Raw genomic sequence first — 24,540 nt, 5'->3', positions numbered from 1 at the left:
AAGTCGCCCCGATCAGCCCGCCCCGCATTCGCCGGGGCGGACGCCGAGCCCGTCGGGGCCGGTTATCACGAAAGGTTCCTCGCACATGGCTGCCAAGGCGCTGTCCTTCGATGTCGGCGATTATGTCGTTTACCCCAAGCACGGCGTGGGCCGTGTGATTGAGTTGCAGAAGTCCGAAATTGCGGGGATGCAGCTCGAACTCTACGTGCTGCGCTTCGAAAAGGAAAAAATGACGCTGCGCGTTCCGACCAACAAGGCCGAGAGCGTAGGCATGCGCAAGCTTTCGAGCGACAAGACGCTCAAGGAAGCGCTCGATACGCTGAAGGGGAAGCCGAAGGTCAAGCGCACCATGTGGTCGCGCCGCGCCCAGGAATATGAGGCGAAGATCAACTCGGGCGACCTGGTGTCGATCGCCGAAGTGGTCCGCGACCTGTTCCGCGCCGACGACCAGCCCGAGCAGAGCTATTCGGAGCGCCAGATCTTCGAAGCGGCCGCCAGCCGCCTCGCCCGCGAACTCGCGGCGATGGAAGAGGTGGACGAGCCGGCCGCGCTCGAGAAGATCCTCGAGATCCTGCGCAAGGCGGCGGCGATCCACAACAAGGACAAGGTTCCGGCCTGATCGCGATCGGCGGTGAACCCGAACGAAGGGGCGGCCTTGAAAACCGCCCCTTTTCCTTGCCCAATCGATAGTGTATTATATATCCAACACACATATTGCTTCGGGAGGAAGTTTCGATGCGCGCTGCCCTGATCGCCCTGGCCCTGTTGCCGCTCTCGGCCACCGGCGCCTGCCATGCCAGCTGGGAAAAGGAAGGCCACAAGGTCAAGCCGAGTGGGATCGGCGCCAAGCGCAGCTACGATGCGAGCGGCTTCACCAAGGTCGATCTGCGCGGGCCCGATGACATCGATGTGCGGAACGGCGCGCAGTTCGCGGTCACCGCCGAGGGCGATACGGCGATCCTCGACCAGCTCGAGGTCCGGGTGGTCGACGGCACGCTGCGCGTTGGCCGCAAGGACCGCAACGGCTTCTCGTTCAGCAACGATCGCGGGGTGAAGGTCCATGTCGTCCTGCCGAAGCTCGACGGTGCGAGCGTCAGCGGCTCCGGCAACATGAGCGTCGACAAGGCCGAAGGCGCCTTCCGCGGCGCGATCGCCGGCTCGGGCAATCTCGGCATCGCCACGCTCGCCGCGACCGACGCCGATCTCTCGATCGCGGGCTCCGGGGACCTTACCGTCGCGGGCACGGTCAGCCGGCTCAACGCCTCGATCGCCGGCTCGGGCGACATCGATGCCAGCAAGCTCACGGCCACGGGCGCCAGCATCTCCGTCATCGGCTCGGGCAGTCTGCGCGGCGTGGTCAGGGGCGGTGCCTCGGTATCGATCGCGGGCTCGGGCGACGTCAATCTCACCGGCGGCGCGAAATGCTCGGTGAGCGCAGTGGGCTCGGGCGAGGCGCACTGCTCCTGAGCTTGCCTCGGGGCTGAAGCCGCGCGAGGGTGGGCCCATGGATCGGCTCGCCCTCGCTCTCCTGCCGCTGCTCGTCGGTGCCGCCGTGCCGGGAGACGAGCGCGTCGTGATGGTCACCGGTTTCGACCGGCTGCGCATCGACGGGCCGTTCACGGTGGACGTCGTGCCCGGATCGCCGGGCGTGACGCTCACCGGCGATCGCGCCGCGCTCGACCGGGTCGGGGTGCGGGTCGAGGCGGGCACGCTGGTCATCAATGCCGGCACGCAGAGCTGGGAATCGGCCGCCGGCAAGACCGCGAGCGGCGCGCGCATCCGGGTCGCGGTGCCGGGGCTGCGCGTGGTGCAGGCCAATGGCGGCGCATTGCTGAAGATCGCCGAGATGCGCGGCAACCGGCTCGACGTCTCGCTCAACGGCGCGGGGCGGATCGATATCGCCAAGGTCGATGCGCAGGACCTGGGCATCACTCTGGCCGGCGCGGGCACGGTGGCGCTGGCGGGCAATGCGCTGCACACGCGCGTGCGGCTTTATGGCACCAGCAACCTCGATGCCGCCGCGCTGACCACCGCCGACGCGCTGCTCGTCTCGGGAAGCGGCGGGGCGCTGGTGATGAACGTGCGCTACAACGCCCAGATCAGCGCGACGTCGAGCGGCGTGGTCCATGTGCTCGGCCCGGCCAAGTGCCGGGTGATCGGGCAGGGCCCGGTGGTGTGCGCCGATCTCGAGCCGCGCCGGGCAGACTAGGGTCTGCACCCGACGCCGGCAACGGCCGGGACGGAGCGAACCCTAGGCCGCGAGCGGGAAGCGCAGCAGCCGGTCCTCGAGCGCGACCAGCGCCTGCGCGCTGTGCCCCACCGCGCGGGCGATCTCCGGATGATGCGCATCCAGCCCGCCGGTGAGCGCGCCGAAGGCCGGCAGGATCAGCTTGGTCGGCGAGGCGACGAAGCAGCGCCGCGCCACTTGCCGCCCCCGGATGCGCAGGCGCAGCTTGGGGTGGAAATGGCCCGAAAGCTCGGGGCGCGGATCGTTCGGCTCGGCCTCGTGGCGCAGGACCAGTCCGTCGACTTCGGCCTCCTCCAGGATCGTGCCGCCAAAGGGATCGATCAGCAGGCTGTCGTGATTGCCGGTGATCCAGCGCCAGTCGAGCCGGGCGGTGAGGCGGGCGAGCAGCGCCCGCGCATCCCCGGGCAGCCGCTCGCAGCCTTGCGAATCATGGAAACTGTCCCCCAGGCACCAGAGCTCGCGCGCCTGGGTCCGCTCCGCCAGCGCCTCGACGGCATGCAGGGTCGCGATCGAATCATAGGGCGGCAGCATCTGCCCGCGCGCGGCGAACCAGCTGCCCTTCTCGAAATGCAGGTCGGCGACGAGCAGGGCCTTGCGCGCCGGCCAGTAGAGCCCGCCTTCGGGCAGCGCCATCAGGTCGTGGCCGGCGAACGAAAGGGGAACCATCCTGCCGCTATCGATCCTCGCGGCCGTGCCGTCAACAGCGCAGCATCGGCACCTTGCGGCCCTGATAGGTGATCGTGCCATGGTCCTGATCGGCGCGCTCGATCGTGTAGCTGCGTGTCTCGGGCGGGTTCACCTTTTCGGCGCCGTCGCTCGCAGCGGCGTCATAGCGTTCGCGGATCGTCTCGGTCACGGTGTTTCCGGCCAGCGCCCAGCCGCCCATCTCGCCGCTATTGTCGAGGCTGCCATCGGCTGCGAAATGGGCGATGAAGTCGCTCGCGCAACTGGCTTCGAACGACCAGCTGCCGACCAGCCAGTCGCGCAGCGGCGCGCTGGCGGCGGCAGCCGCTGCGGGCGTGGGCGCGGCGTCATGCGCCTCGGCCTTTTGTACCGGCTTGGCCGCATCGGGCTGGCAGGCCGCCAGCGCCGCGCCGCCGAGCATCAAAGCGATGAATCGAGCCCCCTCATGCATGGCCCGAATCTAGCCCAGATGGTCGATTCGGGCCAGCACGATCAGGCCGGCACCTTCGCCATTGCGCCGATCCTGGCCAGGATCCGCACCCAGGAGCGGATGCCCTTGTGGAAGCTCTTCAGATCATATTTCTCGTTGGGCGAATGGATATTGTCGTCGGTCAGCGCGAAGCCGACCAGCACCGTGTCCATCCCCAGGATCTTCGAGATGGAAGTGACGACCGGAATGCCGCCGCCGCAGCCGATCAGCGCCGCCTTGCCCCATTCGGCATCCAGCGCCGCCCGGGTGGCCTCGAGCGGGGGGCTGTTGCTCGATACCGAGACCGCAGGGCTGCCGGGGCCGCGCCCGGTGAACGCGACCGAGCAGTCGGCGGGCAGGCGCGCGCGGACATGCTCCTCGAACGAGGCCCAGACCTTCTCCGGGTCCTGGTTTCCGGTCAGGCGGAAGCTCACCTTGGCATGGGCTTCGGCCGGGATCACCGTCTTGAAACCCTCGCCGGTATAGCCGCCCCAGATGCCGTTGACCTCGGCGGTCGGCCGCGACCAGATCTGCTCGAGCACGTCATGGCCCTTCTCGCCGGCCGGCACGCTCAGGCCGATCTCGCCGAGGAACGCACCGGCGTCGAAGCCGAGCCTGTCCCAGCTCCCGCGCACGGCGGGGTCGAGCTCGGGCACGCCGTCATAGAAGCCGGCGAGCGTCACTCGGCCGTCGGCGTCCTTCATCTCGCCCAGGATCGCGCAGAGCAGCTGGATCGGGTTGCGCGCCGCGCCGCCATAGAGGCCGGAATGAAGGTCGCGCGAGGCCGCGCGGATCGTCACCTGGCCTGCCGCCATGCCGCGCAGGCCGATGGTGAGGCCCGGCGTCTCGGTATCCCACATCAGCGTGTCGCAGATCAGGGCGAAATCGGCCTTCAGCTCCTCGGTATTGGCATGAAGGAACGGCTCCAGGCTCTTCGAGCCCGATTCTTCCTCGCCCTCGAACAGGATCGTCACCTTGCACGGCAGCTCGCCCGCGGTTTCCTTCCAGGCGCGGCAGGCCTCGACAAAGGTGCGCAGCTGGCCCTTGTCGTCCGACGCGCCGCGGCCGACGATCTGCTTCGCGCCGTCGCCGCGCGTCTCGATCACCGGATCGAACGGGTCGCGCTTCCACAGCTCGATCGGATCGACCGGCTGCACGTCGTAATGGCCATAGAACAGGATGTGCGGCGCGTTCTCGCCCGCCGGGCCGTCGTGATGCGCCACCACCATCGGATGGCCCGGCGTCTGCGCGACACGGGCGGCGAAGCCCAGGCCGTTCAACTCGTCGGACAGCAGCCTGGCGGCGCGCTGGCACTGTTCGGCATAGGCGGGATCGGTCGAGACCGAGGGGACGCGCATCAGCGCGAAGAGTCGGTCCAGGCTGTCGTCGAGATGCGCCTCGACATAGTCGAGCGCCTTGGTGGAGTCGGTCATGCGGGAGCGCTACGCCTGTGGACGGGGCGGGGCAAGCCGGCGCGCGCCGGCGGCATGGGGCAGGCGAAGCCTCTGGCCTTGCTTGCCCACGGCCATTGCCGGTATCGAGTACGGACCCTAAGCCCCGCCGATCCAGGTCTCGCGGACCTGCCCTGCATCGTCGAGCAGCACCACGTCGGCGGCCTGGCCGGTCGCGATCCGGCCATGCGTATCGCCCAGGCCCATCAGCGCGGCCGGGCTGGCGCTCGCCATCGTCACCGCGGTGGCGAGATCGACGCCGAGCATCGAAACCGCGTTGCGCACCGCCGCCGCCATGTCGAGATGCGATCCGGCCAGCGTGCCGTCGTCGCTGCGGCAGGCGCCGTCCTTCACGGTGATATGGCGGCCCTGCAGCACGAACTCGCTCGCGTCGGATCCGACCGAAGGCATCGCATCGGTCACCAGCATGAAGCCGCTGGCCGGCTTGCAGCGCAGCGCCAGGCGGAGCGTGGCCGGGTTCACATGATGCCCGTCGACGATCAGCCCGCAGACCAGTTCGCCCGAATCGAGTGCCGCGCCGACCATGCCCGGCTCGCGCGAGCCGAGCGGCGACATCGCGTTGAACAAATGGGTGACGCCGCGCATCCCCGCGGCCACCGCCGCCTTGGCCTGGTCGTAGCGGGCATTGGTATGCCCTGCCGCGACCACCACGCCGGCGGCGACGAGCTGCTCGATATCCGAAACCGCCACCCGCTCGGGCGCGAGCGTCACCAGCGTGCGGCCACGCGTCAGGCCCGTCAGCGCCGTGATCCCTTCCGCGTCGAGGAGACGGATCTTCTCGGCCGAATGGATGCCCTTGCGATCCGCGTTGAGGAACGGTCCCTCGATATGGATGCCGAGCACGCCGGGTATGCCGGCCGCGATCGCCGCGTCCACGGCCGCCACGGCGCGGCGGATGACGTCGAGATCGTCGCTGATCAAGGTGGGGAGGAAGCCGGTGGTGCCGAAGCGGCGATGCGCCGCGCCGATCGCGGCGATACCCTCCACGGTCGGCGCGTCGTTGAACAGCACGCCGCCGCCGCCATTGACCTGGGTATCGATGAAGCCGGGGACGAGCATGCCGTCCAGGTGCCGCGATTCGACACCGGCGGAAATCGCATCGGCCGGAACCACGCCGGCGATGCGCGCGCCGTCGATCAGGACGGCGACATCTTCGCGGAGCGCGCCGTCGACCAGCGCGCGAGTCGGGATCAGCGCGTGCATCAGATGGTCTCGGTCACCTTGGCGAGCGACGGCGGCCGATCGGGATCGAAGCCGCGCGCGATCGAGAGCGCGTTGGCGGCGCGGTAAAATGCCTGGATCTGCAGGATCGGCTCGATCGCCGGGCCGGCGGCGGGATGGGGGAGGTGGATCGCGCCCGGCACCTCGCCGCCGCTCACCAGCACTTCGCCGCCGCGCGCCAGCACGTCCGAAACCAGGTCGTCGACGCCGTCGGCGGTGGCATCGTCCTGGCGGAAGACGAGCAGCGGGAAGCCCGGGCCGACCAGCGCCATCGGCCCGTGGCGGACCTCGGCGGCGCTGAACGCCTCGGCATGGAGCCCGCAGGTCTCCTTGAACTTGAGCGCCGCTTCCTGCGCCACGCCGAAGCCCAGGCCCCGGCCGATCACATAGAGGCCGCGCGCATCGTGCAGCCGCTCGACGAGCGGCGACCAGTCGGCGGTCCAGGCCCGTTCGAGCAGGTCGGGCAGCGCGGCGAGGCCGGCCGCGAGCGATTCGTCCCCGGCCCATTCGCGCACCAGATGGAGCTGGGCGGTGAGCGCGGCGATGTACGACTTGGTCGCGGCGACGCTGATCTCGGGCCCGGCGCGGAGCGGCACCAGCGTGTCCGATTCGGTCGCGAGCGGCGAATCGGCGACGTTGACCATCGCCACGGTGCGTGCGCCGCTCTCCTTGGCGGCGCGCATCGCGGCCAGGATGTCGGGGCTCTTGCCCGATTGCGAGATGCCGAGCGCCAGCATGTCGGAATAATCGGTCTCGACGCCATAGACCGAGGCGATCGACGGCGAGACCGAGGTGGTCAGCAGTCCCAGCCGGGTCTCGATCAGATAGCGGCCGAAGGTGGCGGCGTGATCCGAGCTGCCGCGCGCGCAGGTGAGCACGCCGCGCGGGCGGGTGGCGCGCAATCGGGCGCCGAGTTCGCGCACCACTTCCACATTATGGTCGAGCTGGCGGCGAACGGTGGCGCCGGCCTCCGCGGCCTCGGCGAACATCCTGGTCGATTCGGGGTTGGTCATCCGCTCAGCCCCGCATGTCGAGTTCGGCGACGAAGTCATAGGCGTCGCCGCGATACCAGCTGGTCGTCGCCTCGATCACCCGGCCATCGGCCAGGAAGCCGCGGCGCTCGATATAGAGCACCGGCGCGCCCACTTCCACGCCGAGCAGGGCGGCGCGCTCGGCATCGCACAGCGCCGCGCGCAGCCGCTGGAGCGCGCGCACCGGGCGGTTGCCGGTCGCCTCGAGCGCGGCATAGAGCGACGAATCGACCGCATCGAGCCCCGACAAGCCGAAACCCGGAATGATTGCGAATTCGAGCGCCATCGGCACGTCGTCGGCATAGCGGATGCGATGGAAGCGATAGACGGCGGTGCCGGGGCTGAGCCCGAAGGTGAGCGATTCCTCGCCCGTCACAACGCCCGATTCGCGGATCAGCCATTCGCTGCGGACGCTGCGCCCGCGGGAGGCCATGTCCTCCGAGAAGGACGAGAGCTTGGCGAACTGCTTCTCGACCCGGCCCGCGACGAAGGTGCCGGCGCCGTGGCGGCGGACCAGCAGCCCCTCGTCGACCAGCTTGTCGATCGCCTTGCGCAGAGTGATCCGCGAGACCGAGAGATCGGCGGCCAGGTCGCGTTCGGCGGGGAGGGCTTCGTTGGGCTTGAGCAGATTGTCGCGCAGCGCCTCGCGCAACGCGGTCTCGAGCTGCCGGTAGAGCGGCCCCCTGCCTGCTCCGTCGAGCGGCCTGATCTTTTGCGCCAGCAGCGGCATCGGTTCCCCATCATCGGTCGGCTGTGTGCCGGATGCAACACTAGTACCAATAACATACCACATGTCAGCAAAAAAATTGCGCTGGTCTGTAACCGCACTGTAAAAATCTGTCTTGACGGCTCCTCAACAGTGAGGAATGGTACTGATATTGGTATGCGACTGGTCTACCGGTGCCGTACCACAACGAATCATAAGCAAGTTCAGAATCATCTGACCAAGGGGATGAGAGATGGGGATCCGGGGATTTCTTATCGGCACGGCCAGCGCGATGGCGCTGCTCAACGGTGCCGCGCATGCACAGACCAGCGGCGCCGCCGCCCAGCCTGCCGACGATAACGAGATCGTCGTCACCGGCTTCCGCGCTTCGCTCGCCCAGTCGATCGAGGCCAAGCGCAAGGCCGATGCGATCATCGACTCGGTCTCGTCGGAAGATGTGGGCAAGTTCCCGAACACCAATGTCGCGGAAGCGCTGACGCTGGTTCCGGGCGTCACCGTCGACCGCGCGTTCGGCCAGGGCGAGAAGGTCTCGATCCTCGGCACCGATCCGGCGCTGAACCGCACGCTGCTGAACGGCCAGACGGTCGCTTCGGCCGACTGGTTCATCCTCGACAATCCGGGCCGCACCTTCAACTACGCGCTGCTCGCGCCGCAGCTCGTCAACCGGGTCGACGTCTACAAGTCGCCCGAGCCGCGGATCGACGAAGGCTCGCTCGGCGGCACCGTCAACGTGCTCACGCGCAAGCCGCTCGAGCTGAAGCCCTTCGTGGTCGCCGGCTCGCTCAGCTATCTCTACAATGATCGCTCGCGCAAGGGCGACGTCCAGGGCTCGGCGCTGGTCAGCTGGCGCAACGATAGCAAGACCTTCGGCATCCTTGCCTCGTTCCAGCGGGCCAAGGACCGGCTGCGTCGCGACGGCCTGGAGAGCTATGGCACGATCAGCGCCAATTTCTGGAACGGCGTGAACGACGCCAAGACGAGCTCGCTGCCGCAGAGCATGATCCCGGTCGCGCCGAATCCGGCCGACCAGATCACCGGCACGGGCACCTGCACCGGCGCCTGCGCCACCACGCTGCTCGCCAATCCCAACGCCAAGTTCCCGAATGCGTTCGGCACTTCCTATTTCGAGCAGGGCCGCGAGCGCCTGACCTATTCGGCGACCGCGCAGTGGAAGCCGGTCGACCAGCTGACGATCACGGCCGACTGGCTGCGCATCGACGCGACCTATGACAATCTCAACCAGTCGCTGTTCGCCTTCCCGGGCAATACCTGGAACAGCGCGGGCACGCTGAACGGCCTGACCGTCCAGGACGGCATCGTGAAGAAGGCGAGCTTCACCAACGCGCTCTCGGTGCTCGACGCCCAGTATCGCATCGCCGAGATGCATTCGCAGACTTTCCACGGGCAGATCGGCTGGGACGATGTGCACTGGGACCTGAACGTCGAGGGCGGCATTTCCGACGCGGACGGCGGCACCAAGAAGCAGGTGTTCCTCGAGTTCCTCAACCGGACCAACTATACCGTCGACATCAGCGGCGCGCCCGACAAGCCGGGCACGATCACCTATGGCGCCAACGTGCTGGGCAATCCGGCCGCCTTCGTCACGGCGACGGACTGGAGCGGCAACCTGGTCAACAAGCCGACCACGGACAAGGAGCGCTATGCCCAGGCCGATTTCGGCCTGAAGTTCGACGGGGTGCTGAAGCGCATCCAGATCGGCTACAAATATCGCAAGCACGAGACCGCCCAGGCCTATGAGGGCGTCGGGCTCGCGGGTGCCAACGCCTTTGCCGTGCCGGCCTCGCAGTTCAACACCCGCATCGTGAAGGACAACTATCTTTCCGGCTTCAACGGCATCAACGACGAGATGGCCCGCCGCTTCATCATCGACGGCAATTCGATGGTGAACTATGTCCAGGGGCGTCCGAACCTGCCGACGCCGTCCAAGTTCGCCGCGACCGAGTTCACCGCCGGCAACTGGGACATCCAGGAGCAGATCCACGCAGTCTATGCCCAGGCGAACTTCGATGCCGGCGGCTTCCGCGGCAATTTCGGCGTGCGCTACGTCCACACCGCGACCAACAGCGCGGGCTATGTCTGCAAGCCGGGCGCGGCCTGTAACGCCCAGGCCGACTGGGTCTGGCAGACGACCAAGACCAGCTACGACAATGTGCTGCCGAGCGTGAACATCATCGCCGACGTGAAGAAGGATCTGGTGTTCCGCTTCGCCGCGGCGCAGGTGATCGCCCGCCCGAACTATGCCGACGAGACCAACTATTTCTGGCTTTCCGACCAGATCGGCACCGGCGGCGGCGGCAATCCGGACCTCAAGCCCTACAAGTCGAACAACTTCAACGCGTCGCTCGAATGGTATCTGGCGCCGCGCGCGATCCTGTCGGGCGAAGTGTTCTACAAGGACATCAGCAACTACATCCTGACGCAGACCGCGCCGGAGCAGCATTTCAACGTCACGCGGAACATGGTGACGACCTATCAGATCGCCCGTCCGTTCAATGCGGGTTCGGCCGAGGTGAAGGGCTTCGCCATCGCCTATCAGCAGAGCCTGCCCTTCGGCCTGGGCATTCTCGCCAACTATACCTATTCGGACGGTTCGGCGAACAATGGCGCCGACCTGCCCTACAACTCGCGGCACCAGGCCAGCCTGAGCCCGTTCTTCGAGAGCGGTCCGGTGGCGCTGCGGGCGACCTATACCTGGCGCTCGAAATACTTCACCGGCATCGATCGCGGCGACAACATGTATGTCCGCGCCTCCGCCAATGTGGACGTGTCGGCGACGTACAACTTCACCAAGGAAGTCGGGCTGACCGTTTCGGGCATGAACCTGACCGACAGCCAATATTATGCCTATGCCAACACGCAGGCGCTGCCGCGCGGCGTGTACAAGAACGGCCGCAAGCTGCTCGCGACCGTCAATGTGAACTTCTGATCTCCAACCTGGTGTAGTGCACTGGGGCGGCGGATGGACGAGCGATCGCACCACCGCCGCCCCTTTTTCTTATCCGCGGCGGGGCCTTCTTCGAGCACGCCGCGATTGAGCGCGGGGCGAAACCGCCTAAGCTCGCTCGATCCAAGCCGGGAGCCGTCCGCGTGATTTCCTGCCGCCTCGCCCTTGCCCTCGCCGCCGCGCTTTGCGCCGCCACGCCCGCCGCCGCCCAGCAGCTGCCGCGCCTGCTTCCGGTGCCCGCCGAGATGGCGCCCGCCGCCGGCCGTTTCGCGCTCGCCGCAGCCACGGCGATCGTCGTGCCGGCGGACGATGCCGGCGCGCGCGCCGCCGCCGATCGGCTGGCGGAGCTGCTGCACCTCTCGCGCGGCCTGGCGCTGCGCTCCGCTGCCGCATCACCCCGCCCCGCGATCCGCTTCGTGCGCGCCGCCACCGGCAAGGCGGAGAGCTATCGGCTCGAGATCGGCGCGGACGGCGCCGTCATCACCGCCGGCGACGATGCCGGCCTGCTCTACGGCGCCGTGACGCTGTGGCAGGTGCTGACCCAGGACGGCGGCAAGGGCCCGGTCACCGTCGGCGGCCTCCGCATCCAGGATGCCCCCCGCTTCGCCTGGCGCGGGCTGATGCTCGACAGCGCCCGCCACTTCCAGTCGCCCACCTATGTCCGCCAGCTGATCGACTGGATGGCGGTCAACAAGCTCAACACGCTCCACTGGCACCTGGTCGACGACCAGGGCTGGCGTATCGAGATCCGCAAATATCCGAAGCTCACCGGCATTTCCGGCTGGCGCTACCCGGCCAGTGCGCCGGGCGCGCCGCGGCTGCCGAGGACCGGCGGCTTCTACACCCAGGCCGAGATCCGCGCGATCGTTGCCCATGCCGCGAAGCGGGGCATCACCATCGTGCCCGAGATCGAGATGCCCGGCCACGCGCTCGCCGCGATCCGCGCCTATCCCGAGCTCGGCATGGGCGTGCCGATCCCGCCGGGCACCGAGAGCGACTGGGGCGTCTTCCCCTGGCTCTACAATGTCGACGACAAGACCTTCGCGTTCCTCGAGGACGTGCTGACCGAAGTGATGGAGCTGTTTCCGTCGCAATATATCCATGTCGGCGGCGACGAGGCGGTGAAGGACCAGTGGAAGGGCTCGCCCGCCATCCAGGCGAAGATCAAGGCGCTGGGCATCAGGGACGAGACCGCGCTCCAGGCCTGGTTCGTCCACCGCATCGCCGGTTTCCTCCAGGCGCATCACCGCAAGCTGATCGGCTGGGACGAGATCCTCGAGGGCGATGTGCCCGCCGACGCGACGATCACCTCGTGGCGGGGCATCGAAGGCGCGATCACCGCGGCCAAGGCCGGGCACGACGCCGTGCTGAGCCCCTCGCCGACGCTCTACGTCAACCATCGCCAGGGCCAGGGCCCCGACGAGCCGCCGGGCCGCGGCGACGTGATGGACCTCAGGACCGTCTATGCCTTCGATCCGGCGCCCCGGGAGATTCCGGCCGAGCAGCAGCACCATATCCTCGGCCTGCAGGCGAATCTGTGGACCGAGCATGCCCGCACCGAGGCGCGTGCCACCTGGCAATTCTTCCCGCGCGCCAGCGCGGTGGCCGAGATCGGCTGGTCGAAGGCGGATGGGCGCGACTATGCCGATTTCGTCGACCGGCTGGTGCCCCAGATGGACCGGATGAAGCCGCTCGGCATGACTCCGGCCACCAGCGCCTTCGCGGTGCGCCCGGCGCTCGACTACAAGGCGGGCGAGAAGACCGTGTCGGTCACGCTGGCGAACCAGTCGGGCCTGCCGATCCGCTACACGACCGACGGCACGCCGGTCACCGCGCGCGCGCCGCTCTATGCCGGCCCGCTCGCGCTGCCGCTGCCGACCCGGCTGCGCGCCGCGAGCTTCCATGGCACCGCCACCGTCGGCGGCGCCATCGACCAGCCGCTCGACGCGCGCAGCGTGCGGTTCCGCGGCGACGAGGACCTGAAGACCTGCTCGCGCAAGGTCGTGCTCGCGCTGGAGGACGACTATCCCGCCGCCGGCAAGCGCGCGGTATTCCTCACCGACATCTTCGCGCCCTGCTGGCAATGGGAAGCCGCGCCGGTGGGCGGGGCAAAGGGAATCGCACTCACCGTCGGGCAGATCCCGTTCAATTTCCAGCTCGGTGCCGACCTCGCGCATGTGAAGATCCCGCCCTCGGCGACGCCCGAAGGCGAGTTCGAGGTCCGTGCCGGCACTTGCGAAGGCCCGCTGCTGGCGACGCTGCCGCTGGCCGCCGCGGCCGGCAATCCCGGGCTGACCCGGCTGGTCGCGCCCTTCCCGGTGCGCGCCGGGAACGAGACGCTGTGCATTCGCACCACGGCCAGGGGCCTCAATCCGATGTGGGCGCTGGAATCGGTGGAGCTGGTGCAGTGAGCGACACGGTCACGCTGGTTTCTCCCTTTGCCGGCTGGCTCGCCCCGCTCGACGAAGTGCCCGACGCGGTCTTCGCCGAACGGATGATGGGCGACGGCTTCGCGGTAGATCCGGTCGAGGGCGTGCTGCGCGCGCCTGCTACGGGCGAAGTGATCTCGATCCCGGCGAGCGCGCACGCGGTGACGCTGCGGCTCGACAATGGTGCCGAGCTGCTGCTCCATATCGGGCTGGAGACGGTCGCGCTGAACGGCCAGGGCTTTGCGGCCAGGGTCGCTCCCGGTGCGCGCGTGGCGGCCGGCGATGCGCTGATCGCGTTCGACCTGGATGAAGTCGCCCTCGCCGCCCGGGCGTTGATCACGCCGGTGGTGGTGGCGAATCAAGGCTATGCGCTGGCGCTGGAGCCGCTGGGCCGCATGGTGGAAGCCGGTGCACCGATCGGGCGGGTCGTGCGCAACGAGCATGAAGGCGCCACCGCGCGCGAACCATCGTCCGGCGCCACCGCCGAGCGCAACGTGCGGATCATGGCCGCCAACGGCATCCATGCCCGCCCGGCCGCGCGCATCGTCGCGGCGCTGAAGCCCTTTGTCGCCGATGTCGCGCTCCATGTCGGCGATCGCAGCGCCAATGCCCGCAGCACCGTCGCGATGCTCGGGCTGGGCGCAGGCAAGGATGACGCGGTGCGGATCGTCGCGCGGGGGAACGACGCCCAGGCCGCGGTCGATGCCGTGGCCGAGCTGGTCCTCGCCAACTTCCACGAGACCGCGCACGCATCTCCGCCCAGGCCGCCGGCGCCCGCCACCGGTCCGGTCCGCGCCGCGCCCGGCCTCGCCATCGGCCAGGCTTTCCAGCTGCGCGGCGTCGATCTCGAGGTGCCGGCCGACGGCAAGGGCGCCGCCGCCGAGCAGGCTGCGCTGTCCGGCGCGCTCGCCGCCATCGCCGCCGGCCTGGACGGTGCGCATGGCCCCGCCGCCGAGATTGCCGAGGCGCATCGCGCGCTGCTCGCCGATCCCGAACTGGCCGCCATCGCCGCCCGCCATGTCGCGGAGGGGCGCAGCGCCGCCTTTGCCTGGCGTGCCGCCACGGCCGAAGCCGCCGCCGCGCTCCGCGCCACGGGGGATCCGCTGCTGATCGAGCGCGTCGCCGACCTCACCGATCTCGAGCGCCAGGTGATCGCTCGCCTGCTCGGCGTCACCGCGCCGGCCGCGCCCATATTGCCCAAGGGCGCGATCCTGTTCGGCGAGGACCTTCTGCCCTCGCAGTTCCTGGGCCTCGACGTGACGCGCCTCGTCGGCATCTGCACCGCGCAGGGCGGGCCGACTTCGCATGTCGCGATCCTGGCGGCGTCGGCGGGTGTGCCGATGCTGGTCGCGGCGGGCGAGGGCGTGCTGGCGATCGCCGACGGCACGCCGGTGATCCTCGATGCCGATGCCGGCACGCTCGCCATCGCTCCCGACGCCGATGCGCTGGCGGCGGCGAGCGTGCGCCTCGCGGCCCTGCGCGAGCGCCGCGCCCGCGAGCTCGCCGCGGCACATGCGCCCGCGCATACCGCCGACGGCATGCGCATCGAAGTATTCGCCAATCTCGGCTCGGTCGCCGATGCCGCGGCGGCGGTTGGTGCGGGGGCGGAGGGGTGCGGCCTGTTGCGCACCGAATTCCTGTTCCTCGACCGCGAGACCGCGCCGAGCGAGGAAGAGCAGCGCGAGACCTATTCCGCCATCGCCGCCACGCTCGGCGAGCGCCCGCTGATCGTCCGCACCCTCGATATCGGCGGCGACAAGCCGGTGCCCTATTTGCCGATGGACGGCGAGGAGAATCCGGCGCTCGGCCTGCGCGGCGTGCGGCTGACGCTCGCCCGGCCGGACCTGATGCGCGTCCAGCTGCGCGCCATCCTGCGCGCGGTGCCGGCCGCCCAATGCCGGATCATGCTGCCGATGGTCGCGGATCTGGGGGACTATCGCCCGGTCCGCGCGCTGCTCGACGAAGTACGCGCCGAGCTTGGCGTGGCGGAAGCGGTGCCGCTCGGCGTGATGATCGAGACGCCCGCCGCGGCCCTGCTCGCCGGGCAGATCGCCCGGGAGGCCGATTTCCTCTCGATCGGCACCAACGACCTCACCCAATATACGCTCGCCGCCGATCGCGGGAACGCGGCGGTCTCGCAGCGGATCGACGCGATGCACCCGGCGGTGCTGCGCCTGGTTCGCGAAGTGGGCAGGGGCGCCGCGGAAGCGGGCCGCTGGGCCGGCATGTGCGGCGGCCTCGCCTCCGATCCGTTCGCCGCGCCGATCCTGATCGGGCTCGGCATCACCGAGCTTTCGGCGACGCCCGCCCAGGTGCCCGCGGTCAAGGCCGCGGTCGCCCGGTTCGACAGCGCCGCCTGTGCTGCGCTCGCCGCGCGTGCCTGCGACGCCCAATCCGCGGACGAGGTCCGCGCCCTAGCCATGGAAGCCTCCGCATGAGCTTCAGCCCCTCGACCCTGCTCGCCAAGGCCCAGCCGCTCGGCCGGGCGCTGATGCTGCCGATCGCGGTGCTGCCGATCGCGGCGCTGCTGCTGCGGCTCGGCCAGGCGGACATGCTGAACGTCCCCTTCATCGCCGCGGCGGGCGACGCGATCTTCTCGAACCTCGGCCTGCTCTTCGCGGCGGGCGTGGCGGTCGGCCTCGCGCGGGAGAATCACGGCGCGGCCTCGCTGGCCGGCGTGGTCACCTATCTGGTCGCGACCGAGGGGGCGAAGGTGCTGCTCCATCTGCCGAGCGATCTTGCCGGCGCCGGCGCGCTGGAGCAGGCGGCGTGGCGCGCCAAGGAGATTTCCAAGCTCAGCGTGCCCGTGGGCATCTGTTCGGGCATCGTTGCCGGGCTGCTCTACAATCGCTTCCACGCGATCCGGCTGCCCGACTATCTGTCCTTCTTCGGCGGCCGCCGCTTCGTGCCGATCGTGTCGGGCCTGGCCGGGCTGGTCTTCGCCGCCGCCTTCGGGCTCGGCTTCCCCTGGTTCGAGGCGGGGATCGATGCGCTCAGCCACTGGGTGCTCGGCGCCGGCTCGCTCGGGCTGTTCCTCTACGGGCTGCTCAACCGGTTGCTGCTGATCACCGGCCTGCACCACATCATCAACAACATCGCCTGGTTCCTGCTGGGCGACTTCCACGGCGCGACCGGCGACATCAAGCGCTTCTTCGCGGGCGATCCGACGGCGGGATCGTTCATGGCCGGCTTCTTCCCGGTGATGATGTTCGGCCTGCCCGCCGCCTGCCTCGCCATGTACCGCAATGCGCTGCCCGAGCGGCGCAAGGCGGTCGGCGGCCTGCTGCTCAGCCTCGCGCTCACCTCGCTGCTCACCGGCGTGACCGAGCCGATCGAGTTCAGCTTCATCTTCCTGGCGCCGGTGCTCTACCTGATCCATGCGGTGCTCACCGGCATCGCGATGGTGGTGATGGACCTGCTCGGGGTGAAGCTGGGCTTCGGCTTCTCGGCCGGCCTGTTCGACTATGTGCTGAACTACGGCCTCTCCACGCGGCCGCTGCTGCTGATCCCGGTGGGGATCGCCTATGCCGCGATCTATTATTTCGCCTTCAGCTGGTGCATCCGGAAGTTCGATCTCAAGACGCCCGGCCGCGAGCCGATCGAGGCGGCGGCGGGGGATCCGGATGCGGCCGTCGCCGATCGCGGTGCCGCGATCGCCGCGGCGCTGGGCGGGGCGGGCAATATCCGCTCGGTCGACGCCTGCACGACGCGGCTGCGTCTCGTTCTTGCCGACAACGGCATTGCCGACGAGCCGCGTCTCAAGGCGCTGGGCGCGCGCGGGGTGGTCAAGCTGCGCGACGGCGGGCTGCAGGTGGTGCTCGGGCCGATCGCCGACCAGGTTGCCGCCGAGGTGCGCGCCGTGATCGGCGGCGGTGCCGTGGCGGCGGCTCCCGCGCCCGCCGCGCCGGCGATCGCGGCTGCGCATGCCGATACCAGCGGCATCCGTGCCGCGCTTGCCGGCACGAAGATCCGTGCCGTCGCCGCCAATGCGACGCGCGTGCTGATCGACGTCGCGGATCCGGCCGCGATCGACATGGGCAGGCTGGCGGGCGCGGGCGTGCGCGCGGTGCTGGCCTCGGGCGATCGCCTACATCTGATCATCGGCCCCGGCGCCGAGGCGCTGGCCGCGCAGCTCAGGCGCGAACTGCCGGCGTGACGCCGGGATCGGACGCACTTGCCGCGGGCGGCCTTTGGCGCGAAGGAGGCACGGTTCGAACATCGAGGGCCGTGACATCGTCGATCTCACCCAGCGAATTGCGGAACTGCGCTCGGCTCTGGCCGGGGCGGGATATGTGCATGTCGATGCCGCCGGCTTTCGGGAAATGGCGGGAGCCGCCGATGCCGGCGCGTTCGCGAGCTTTGCCGACCTTTGGGACGATCTCGAACCCGACAGGTTCATGGCCGATGGCGGGCGCTATCGCCGCCGCAGGCACGCGGCGTTCGCGCTCCGCGACACGGCCGCGCTGCGCAAGCCCCACCAGCCGCATTTCCAGAGCAGCGCCTACAACCCGCTGAACGGAGATGTGGAGCGATGGTTTGCCCCCGCGACCGAGGGCCTTGTCCACCATCCGATCCTGCGGAACCTGTTCGCGCTTTGCACGCCGCTCTTCTCCGCGCTCGAGGGCGGTGGCGCCGATCTGCGATGGGATGGCGAGCTGCATCAGTTCCGGATCGAGGCATTGGGGAGCCAGGCCGGATTGCCGACGCCGGAAGGCATGCATCGCGACGGCGTCGACTGGGTGCTGGTCATGCTGGTCGCCCGCGCCAATGTCGAAGCGGGAATGACCGAGATCCTCGACGAGGCCGGCCGTCGCGACAGCTTCGTCCTGTCCGAGCCCGGCGAGGCCGTTCTGCTGGATGACCGGCGCATCCGGCACGGCGTTACCGCGATTCATGCGCTCGACTCGTCCAGGGCCGCCTATCGCGACGTGCTGGTGATGACCTGGCGCCGCGTTGGACCGGCATCCGGATAGGGAGGTCCAGCCGGCGCCGGTTCGCCCTGATCGCGGGACGGACATGGCGGGAGCGACATCGAACCCGCCAGGGTTCGCAAGCGCGAACGCGCGCCCGAGCCTATGCGAGGCCCCGAAACAAGAATGGCGCACCCGAAGGGAGCGACCCCGAACCCGCCAGGGTTCGCAAGCGCGAACGCGCGCCCGAGCCTATGCGAGGCCCCGAAACAAGAGTGGCGCGCCCGGACGGAGAGAGTTTGAACGAACTATTCTCAACCCTTGCCGAATGGAATGAGGTGCTAACGCGCACCGCACCGAACATATTCTCGCCGGAGCAGCCTAAGCCGCCCGTGCCCTAGCTACGCCTGCACCCGCCCTTCTAAACACCTTCAACTCGGCGGCTGCCCTGTATCCCCCCGAGGATGCGGGGCTTGCTGCTTATTGCCCCTTTCGTGACCGACATGCCCGACCGTCCAAAGCGTCCCGCGCCGCTATCGCTGCGCCTGACGCCGGAGGACCGCGAGCGTTTGGAAAACGCCGCTGCCGGGATGTCGCTTGGGTCCTATATCCGCTGGCGCGTTTTCGATCCGGCTTCGCCACCTCCGCGCCATCGCGGGAAATTCCCGGTGAAGGATCACGCCGCGCTATCTGCGTTGCTGGGCAAGCTCGGCGCATCCCTTGCAGCTTCCAATCTGAACCAGCTCGCCAAGGCTGCGAATAGCGGTTCGCTGGTTCTTGATCCCGATATCGAGGCGGAGTTGCGCCAAGCGCTTTCGGATATCGCCGATATGCGCCGCCTGCTTCTCGAAGCGCTCGGCTTGGAGGTCGCTCCGTGATCCTGAAAGCATCCCAACGCGGCGGCGGCATGGCCCTCGCCGCGCATCTGCTGAAGGCCGAGAACGAACACGTCGAGATTCACGAGATACGCGGCTTCGTCTCTGACGATCTCAAGGGCGCGATGAAGGAAGCGTAGGCCGTCGCCAAAGGCACGCGCTGCCGCCAGTATCTCTTTTCGGTATCGCTCAATCCGCCAGAGACGGAATCGGTTTCGGTCGCGAAGTTTGAAGCGGCGATCGAGCGTGTCGAAAAGGCCAATGGCCTCGACGGCCAGCCGCGTATGATCGTCTTCCACGAGAAGGAAGGCCGCCGCCATGCGCATGCGGTATGGAGCCGGATCGACACCGGGACAATGACGGCCCGGCCCCTGCCGTTCTTCAAGCAGAAGCTACGGGAGATATCGAAGGGCCTGTATCTCGAACACGGATGGCAGATGCCGCGCGGGCTGCTCGACAGCCGCGAGCATGACCCGCGCAATTTCACGCTGGCCGAGTGGCAGCAGGCGAAGCGCATGGGCCGCGATCCCAAGCAGTTGAAAGCGCTCGTGCAGGAGTGTTGGGCCAGTTCCGATGGCCGGCCCGCTTTTGAAAAAGCCCTGCAAGCACGCGGACTATATCTCGCGAGGGGCGATCAGCGCGGACATGTCGCCGTCACCTATGAAGGCGAAGTAATCTCGGTTGCCCGTATGGCAGGCGTCAAAGCCAAGGATGTTGCCGCCAAGCTCGGCAGCCCCGAACATCTGCCGGATGTGGAAGATGCGAAGCACCGCATCGCGGAAACCGTCGCGCCGCGTCTGGAGGCCCTGCTTAGGATCGCAAGAGAGGCGCGAACCCGTGAGATGCAGCCCATCGAACAGCGCCGGATCGATATGAAAGAGCGGCACGCCACCGAACGGCAGGCGATGTCCGCTGGCCAGCAAACCAGATCCGAAGCGGAAGCGCGGCAGCGGGCCGCAAAATTCCGCTCCGGCATCGCTGGGCTATGGGACCGGTTCACCGGAAAACACGCAGCTCTGCGCCGTGAGAACGAGCAGGACGCGTTCAACGCGATGCGGCGCGACCGTGCCCAGCGGGACGGTCTAGTCGCCGAGCAGCTTAAAGAGCGGCGTTCTCTCCAGCGAGAAATCATTGCCGTGCGCCACCGGCATGAAACGCGTACCCGCGCTCTGCATCGTGACATTGCCTATCAGCGGAATCCCGGTGCAGAGGCTGGGCTGTCGCAAGCTACAGGCCGAAACCCGAGCCATCGGCGCGATGGGCCAAGCCTGACTCTGTAGGCCTGAGGGGGTCAATCCCCGTAGACCGGCCCTATTCTGCTTCGCTCGACCGCCTGAGAATCAACGCGCCCGTGGTGGCTGCGGACGTCTGCCTTCGACGAGGAGGACGCCAAGCGGAGCAACAGTTTTGCCAAAGACCGCGAGCGCACCAACCCAAAGTGGCATTGTGGACCAAAATTCACACAGCCGCCCGACTTTTCGGATTGCATCGGCATGGGGCTTCTGTGCTAGTAGCCGCTCGCAACGATGGAGTGGACGTCGATGCGATGAAGCTAGTCGAGCTATTTTGCGGGACTGGCGGTTTCTCGCGCGGAGCACATGCTGCGGGTTTTGAAGTCGCAGCTGCTTACGACATCGATACAATCCTCTCTTCGTCCTATCCGCACAATTTCCCGAACACGAAGTTGCATCATCGCGATGTTTCTCTTCTGACCGGAGCGGAAGTGCGCGAGCATGTGGGCGGAGAGGTTTTCGGCTTGTTCGGCGGCCCTCCGTGCCAAGGATTCAGCGATATTGGCAGGCGCGACAAGGCCGATCCACGCCGAGGCTTGCTCGTTCACTTTTTCCGTCTGGTAGCGGAATTGGAGCCCGCGTTCTTCGTTATGGAGAACGTGCGCGGCCTAGCATACGCGGATGCGAAACCCGTTCTCGACGCCGGTTTAGACCTCGTGCGGCATAGCTATGACGTCTTCGGCCCCAGGATATGGAACGCAGCGGATTTCGGGGCGGCAACCACACGAAATCGGATGTTCGTCATTGGTGTTCGCAAAGATTTGCAGGCGCCCCTGACGGATGCGGATATCGAGAAGTATAAACGACCAGCCGCTACCGTGCAGGCAGCGATCGCCGACTTATCAGGTGCGGTCGAGCTGGTTGAAAGCGGCGACCTTCCTGGCTTCGACCGCTGGAAAATTGTTCGCCGTGGTGCGCCAACCGACTACGCGCGATCCCTTCGTTCTGAGACGCGAGAGTTCACCGGGCATCGGATCACAGAACATACCGCCGCTGTCATACAGCGTTTTTCGAAGGTTCTTCCGGGTGGAATGGACAAAATTGGCCGTCACCCAAGGCTCGCAAAAGGCGGACTCTGCCCAACGCTCCGAGCCGGTACTGGAGCGGAACGAGGCTCATATCAGTCCGTCCGTCCGATCCATCCTGATTTCCATCGCGTCATAACGGTGCGCGAGGCGGCTCGATTGCAAGGCTTTCCTGACTGGCATGTTTTTCACCCGACGGTGTGGCATAGCTTCCGCATGATCGGGAACAGCGTGTCTCCCATAATGTCCGGCGCAGTATTCGCTGCGATACGAGATCGTTTGGGCCTGACGCTGCCCTCTACCGATTGCGGGGGGTTCTTTTTGCAAGCTGCGGAGTAGCGCGCTGGCTGATCGCCTCACTCCCGAGCGGCGCTCTTGGTTGATGTCGCGAGTACGGGGAAAGAACACAGCCCCTGAGCTTCGCGTGAGGCGAGCCGCTCATGCTCTTGGCTTACGATTCCGACTCCACCGAAAGGATTTGCCTGGCAAGCCCGATCTGGTCTTCCCCAAACACCGCGTAGCGATGTTCGTGCATGGTTGCTTTTGGCACCGGCATCAGGGCTGCCCCAAAGCATCGAACCCGAAATCCCGAGAAGATTATTGGGCTGAGAAATTCGACGCCAACACCTCTCGCGACAAGCGAGTTACATCCGAATTGGAGGCTCTCGGTTGGAGAGTGATAACGATTTGGGAATGTGAGTCTCGGAATAATTCAGAGCTATCCGATTTGATTAGATCGCTCGTTCTTGAAGAAGCCTGACATGACTCTTGCCATTTTCGGAAACGGGAGACAGTTTCTCCGCGAAGATGTGGTCGGTCAACGAATTGCATCTGCGGGGGGACAAAATGGCTAAGACGCCAACAAACGTTGACGAAGTTGACGCGGAACCGACAAAAGCCTTCTTCATCGACATGCTCACGAGGGACATTCCCCTCGACCAGGCCATCCTCGACCTCGTGGACAATTCGGTGGATGGCGCCAAGGCGATGAGTGCCGGTGGCGGAGATAGCTTCGAAAACCGCAAGGTAGCGCTTGAATTCGGTAAAGATAGCTTCCGGATAATCGACAACTGCGGCGGCTTTGGAAAAGAAGCCGCGCGCACATATGCGTTCAAATTTGGACGCCCCGCAGGAGCCGAGAGAACGCCGCATTCGATCGGTCAATTCGGCGTTGGGATGAAGCGAGCGCTATTCAAGTTCGGAAAGCACTTCATCGTTCGGTCAGCAACGACGAAAGAAAGTTGGGAAGTCGAGGTTCCTGTAAGCACATGGGAAACTCAGCAAGGCTGGCATTTCCCATTCTCGACGTTCAAGGGCAAGGGTGAGATATCGAGCAAAAACCCGGGTACGGAAATCGTCGTATCGGAGCTTCGGCCCGAGGTTTCGTCGCGCTTTGCCCTTTCGAGTTTTCAAAACCTAATCTTCGATCTCATCAAATCGAAGCACAGGCAGTTCATTTCCGAGGGGCTGTCCATCACGGTCAACGGCAAGCACGTGGACGCGACCAATCTTTTCTTGTTGATGGGCGACGGGCTCACTCCGGGTACCGACACGCTAGAGTTCCAAGACAAGGGCAAGGCTCCGATCTCTGTTCGGATCATCGTCGGCATTGGGCCATCCTCTCCAAGGCAGGCTGGCTGGTACGTAGTCTGCAACGGCCGGGTCATTCTAGAAGCTGACCGGTCCCCCATCACCGGTTGGGGCGCGGTTGAAGAGGAAGCTGGCCGAATACTGATGCCAAGTTTCCACAACCAGTTTGCGCGTTTTCGTGGGATCGCCTTCTTCGATTCGGCGGATTCATCGCAAGTGCCTTGGAACACGACGAAAACCAGCGTCGACCAAGACAACAAGTACTGGCAGGCCGCGTTTGCTCGTATGTTGGAAATGATGCGCCCGGTAATCAACTTCCTGAACGAATTGGATGCTGATATCGACGAGTATTCGCGGGAAGAGAGCCCCCTCAACCAATTCGTCTCTAAGACGCCAACAGTTAGGCCCGAAACCCTTCAAAAGAAGGCTGCGTTCAAAGCACCCGCGCGAACCAGCTTTGTCAAAGGCCCGAAGACCGTCAAAATCCAGTATTCGCGTCCCGTGGCTGATGTTGAGCTGCTTCAGGATGCGTTGGGCGTCAGCTCGGCGAAAGCTGTCGGAGAGACCACGTTCGATGCAGCTCTTAGGCGGCAGAAGCGCTAATGGCTGACAGTTTCCGAAGGATCGATTATTCGATTCGGCCAGCAAAGCATGCCGAACGCCGTATGCTATCTGATATTTTCCGGAGACTCGCGCATTTCGAGCCCGTAGAAAATTACCGTTACGTAGGTTTCGGCTCGGTCTGGTTTTCAGATTTCATCCTGTTCCATCGCGCGCTCGGTGTGCGCGACATGCTCTCAATCGAAAAGTCAGTTGCATCGAAGGACCGTTTTGAAGCCAACAAGCCATTTCATATTGAGATGGATTTCCGGCCTTCTAGCGAGGCGTTGCCGGACCTCGACTATTCCCGCCGGCAATTCATCTGGCTCGACTATGACGAGACGATCACGCCGAGCATGCTTCAAGATGTAACAACAGTGGCCTCGCGGGCTCGGTCAGGAACTGTTCTAGTCGTTTCAGTGCAGTGCAAAGTCGCCCCCGACGTCGTGGAAGCTGATCGTGACCGGGAGCAAGACCCCCAAGCCCTCAACGAGGTCGAGCGCTTCCGACAGAGGATCGGCGCCGATCGGGTGGCGGCTGACATTGACCGGGTAGATCTGGGAGGCTGGCCTTTCGGGGACTTGAGCCGCTCAATTTTTCGCGAGGAGATCAATCGTGCGCTGGAGACCCGGCGGCTGGCACATCCGGAGACGGCGGTTTCATACCGTCGCATTTGCGATTTCGAATACGAAGACGGGGCAAAGATGACAACTTTTGCTGTCGTTTTCTACAGCGAGGACGAGGAGACCAGCGTGGACTCCTGCATGTTCGATGGCTTGGAATTCCTGCGACCGGACAATGATCCCGTCCGCATTCCTACCCCCAAGCTTACGATAAAAGAGTTCAGGCATCTGGAAAGCCAGCTTCCCCTTCCCAATGGCGCCGCCCTAGACATAGGTTACATACCCGAGGGCGAAGCTAAGGGCTTTTCGTCTATGTATCGTTATCTCCCTAACTTCGCTGTGATCGAAAGCTGATTGGGATGGGCTGGATTTGACCGAT

20 protein-coding genes and 1 pseudogene are annotated in these 24,540 nt (G+C 66.5%); 15 read left to right on the top strand and 6 right to left on the bottom strand.

Annotated elements, in window-relative coordinates; translation table 11 throughout:
• The first annotated feature begins 85 nt into the window (after window positions 1–85).
• From CAP40_RS01635 to CAP40_RS01625, 3 genes are all read left to right on the top strand, one after another.
• Window positions 86–619 (top strand): CarD family transcriptional regulator, encoded by a 534-nt coding sequence (locus CAP40_RS01635; protein ID WP_086127610.1) that lies wholly within the window; start codon window positions 86–88, stop codon window positions 617–619.
• Window positions 620–735: 116 nt separating this feature from the next.
• The gene (locus CAP40_RS01630; RefSeq protein ID WP_086127609.1) at window positions 736–1,467 is read left to right on the top strand and encodes a head GIN domain-containing protein; all 732 of its coding nucleotides are present in this window, start codon (window positions 736–738) and stop codon (window positions 1,465–1,467) included.
• Between the two features lie 37 nt (window positions 1,468–1,504).
• Window positions 1,505–2,209 (top strand): GIN domain-containing protein, encoded by a 705-nt coding sequence (locus CAP40_RS01625; protein ID WP_086127608.1) that lies wholly within the window; start codon window positions 1,505–1,507, stop codon window positions 2,207–2,209.
• Window positions 2,210–2,251: 42 nt separating this feature from the next.
• On the opposite strand, the gene pdeM is transcribed toward CAP40_RS01625, so the two are convergent.
• From pdeM to CAP40_RS01595, 6 genes are all read right to left on the bottom strand, one after another.
• Window positions 2,252–2,914: a ligase-associated DNA damage response endonuclease PdeM gene (pdeM, locus tag CAP40_RS01620; RefSeq protein WP_086127607.1), complete on the bottom strand. Its 663-nt coding sequence runs from the start codon at window positions 2,912–2,914 to the stop codon at window positions 2,252–2,254.
• A gap of 31 nt (window positions 2,915–2,945) precedes the next feature.
• Window positions 2,946–3,383: a hypothetical protein gene (locus tag CAP40_RS01615; RefSeq protein WP_144034199.1), complete on the bottom strand. Its 438-nt coding sequence runs from the start codon at window positions 3,381–3,383 to the stop codon at window positions 2,946–2,948.
• A gap of 41 nt (window positions 3,384–3,424) precedes the next feature.
• Entirely contained in the window at window positions 3,425–4,834 is a 1,410-nt protein-coding gene (locus tag CAP40_RS01610) for a M20/M25/M40 family metallo-hydrolase (protein WP_086127605.1), read from the bottom strand.
• Window positions 4,835–4,951: 117 nt separating this feature from the next.
• Window positions 4,952–6,079 (bottom strand): N-acetylglucosamine-6-phosphate deacetylase, encoded by a 1,128-nt coding sequence (gene nagA, locus CAP40_RS01605; RefSeq protein ID WP_218822110.1) that lies wholly within the window; start codon window positions 6,077–6,079, stop codon window positions 4,952–4,954.
• Window positions 6,076–7,107: an SIS domain-containing protein gene (locus CAP40_RS01600; protein WP_086127603.1), complete on the bottom strand. Its 1,032-nt coding sequence runs from the start codon at window positions 7,105–7,107 to the stop codon at window positions 6,076–6,078. Before CAP40_RS01600 ends, nagA begins: the two co-directional genes overlap by 4 nt.
• Window positions 7,108–7,111: 4 nt before the next feature.
• A complete protein-coding gene (locus CAP40_RS01595) occupies window positions 7,112–7,855 on the bottom strand; it encodes a GntR family transcriptional regulator (protein ID WP_086127602.1) in 744 nt (247 codons plus the stop codon).
• A gap of 229 nt (window positions 7,856–8,084) precedes the next feature.
• On the opposite strand from CAP40_RS01595, the gene CAP40_RS01590 reads away from it, so the two are divergent.
• From CAP40_RS01590 to CAP40_RS01540, 12 genes and pseudogenes are all read left to right on the top strand, one after another.
• Window positions 8,085–10,799 (top strand): TonB-dependent receptor, encoded by a 2,715-nt coding sequence (locus CAP40_RS01590; protein WP_086127601.1) that lies wholly within the window; start codon window positions 8,085–8,087, stop codon window positions 10,797–10,799.
• 161 nt (window positions 10,800–10,960) lie between these two features.
• Window positions 10,961–13,228, top strand: a complete 2,268-nt coding sequence (locus CAP40_RS01585) for a beta-N-acetylhexosaminidase (RefSeq protein ID WP_086127600.1) — start codon at window positions 10,961–10,963, stop codon at window positions 13,226–13,228.
• On the top strand, window positions 13,225–15,684 hold the full coding sequence (ptsP, locus tag CAP40_RS01580; protein WP_256923969.1) for a phosphoenolpyruvate--protein phosphotransferase: 2,460 nt from the start codon (window positions 13,225–13,227) through the stop codon (window positions 15,682–15,684). Before CAP40_RS01585 ends, ptsP begins: the two co-directional genes overlap by 4 nt.
• Window positions 15,681–17,402, top strand: coding sequence for an N-acetylglucosamine-specific PTS transporter subunit IIBC (gene nagE / locus CAP40_RS01575; RefSeq protein ID WP_086127599.1), 1,722 nt, complete (start codon window positions 15,681–15,683; stop codon window positions 17,400–17,402). Before ptsP ends, nagE begins: the two co-directional genes overlap by 4 nt.
• Window positions 17,403–17,436: 34 nt before the next feature.
• Window positions 17,437–18,219, top strand: coding sequence for a 2OG-Fe dioxygenase family protein (locus CAP40_RS01570; RefSeq protein ID WP_256923968.1), 783 nt, complete (start codon window positions 17,437–17,439; stop codon window positions 18,217–18,219).
• A gap of 410 nt (window positions 18,220–18,629) precedes the next feature.
• Entirely contained in the window at window positions 18,630–19,034 is a 405-nt protein-coding gene (locus CAP40_RS01565; RefSeq protein ID WP_256923967.1) for a MobC family plasmid mobilization relaxosome protein, read from the top strand.
• A complete protein-coding gene (locus tag CAP40_RS20675) occupies window positions 19,031–19,171 on the top strand; it encodes a hypothetical protein (protein WP_256923966.1) in 141 nt (46 codons plus the stop codon). Before CAP40_RS01565 ends, CAP40_RS20675 begins: the two co-directional genes overlap by 4 nt.
• Window positions 19,172–19,204: 33 nt before the next feature.
• Window positions 19,205–20,311, top strand: a pseudogene (locus tag CAP40_RS01560) (relaxase/mobilization nuclease domain-containing protein); the annotation flags it as partial.
• Between the two features lie 251 nt (window positions 20,312–20,562).
• Window positions 20,563–21,687, top strand: coding sequence for a DNA cytosine methyltransferase (locus tag CAP40_RS01555; protein ID WP_256923964.1), 1,125 nt, complete (start codon window positions 20,563–20,565; stop codon window positions 21,685–21,687).
• Window positions 21,653–22,108 (top strand): very short patch repair endonuclease, encoded by a 456-nt coding sequence (locus CAP40_RS01550; RefSeq protein WP_306298546.1) that lies wholly within the window; start codon window positions 21,653–21,655, stop codon window positions 22,106–22,108. The genes CAP40_RS01555 and CAP40_RS01550 overlap by 35 nt, the downstream gene beginning before the upstream one ends.
• A gap of 47 nt (window positions 22,109–22,155) precedes the next feature.
• The gene (locus tag CAP40_RS01545; protein WP_086127597.1) at window positions 22,156–23,541 is read left to right on the top strand and encodes an ATP-binding protein; all 1,386 of its coding nucleotides are present in this window, start codon (window positions 22,156–22,158) and stop codon (window positions 23,539–23,541) included.
• The gene (locus CAP40_RS01540) at window positions 23,541–24,515 is read left to right on the top strand and encodes an O-methyltransferase (protein ID WP_144034198.1); all 975 of its coding nucleotides are present in this window, start codon (window positions 23,541–23,543) and stop codon (window positions 24,513–24,515) included. Before CAP40_RS01545 ends, CAP40_RS01540 begins: the two co-directional genes overlap by 1 nt.
• Window positions 24,516–24,540: the final 25 nt, after the last annotated feature.

Origin of the sequence: Sphingomonas sp. IBVSS2, assembly GCF_002127225.1 — a bacterium.
In the GTDB taxonomy this organism is placed as follows: domain Bacteria; phylum Pseudomonadota; class Alphaproteobacteria; order Sphingomonadales; family Sphingomonadaceae; genus Sphingomonas.
The sequence above is the reverse complement of the archived record's forward strand: the minus strand, read 5'-3'. Positions and strand labels throughout refer to the sequence as shown.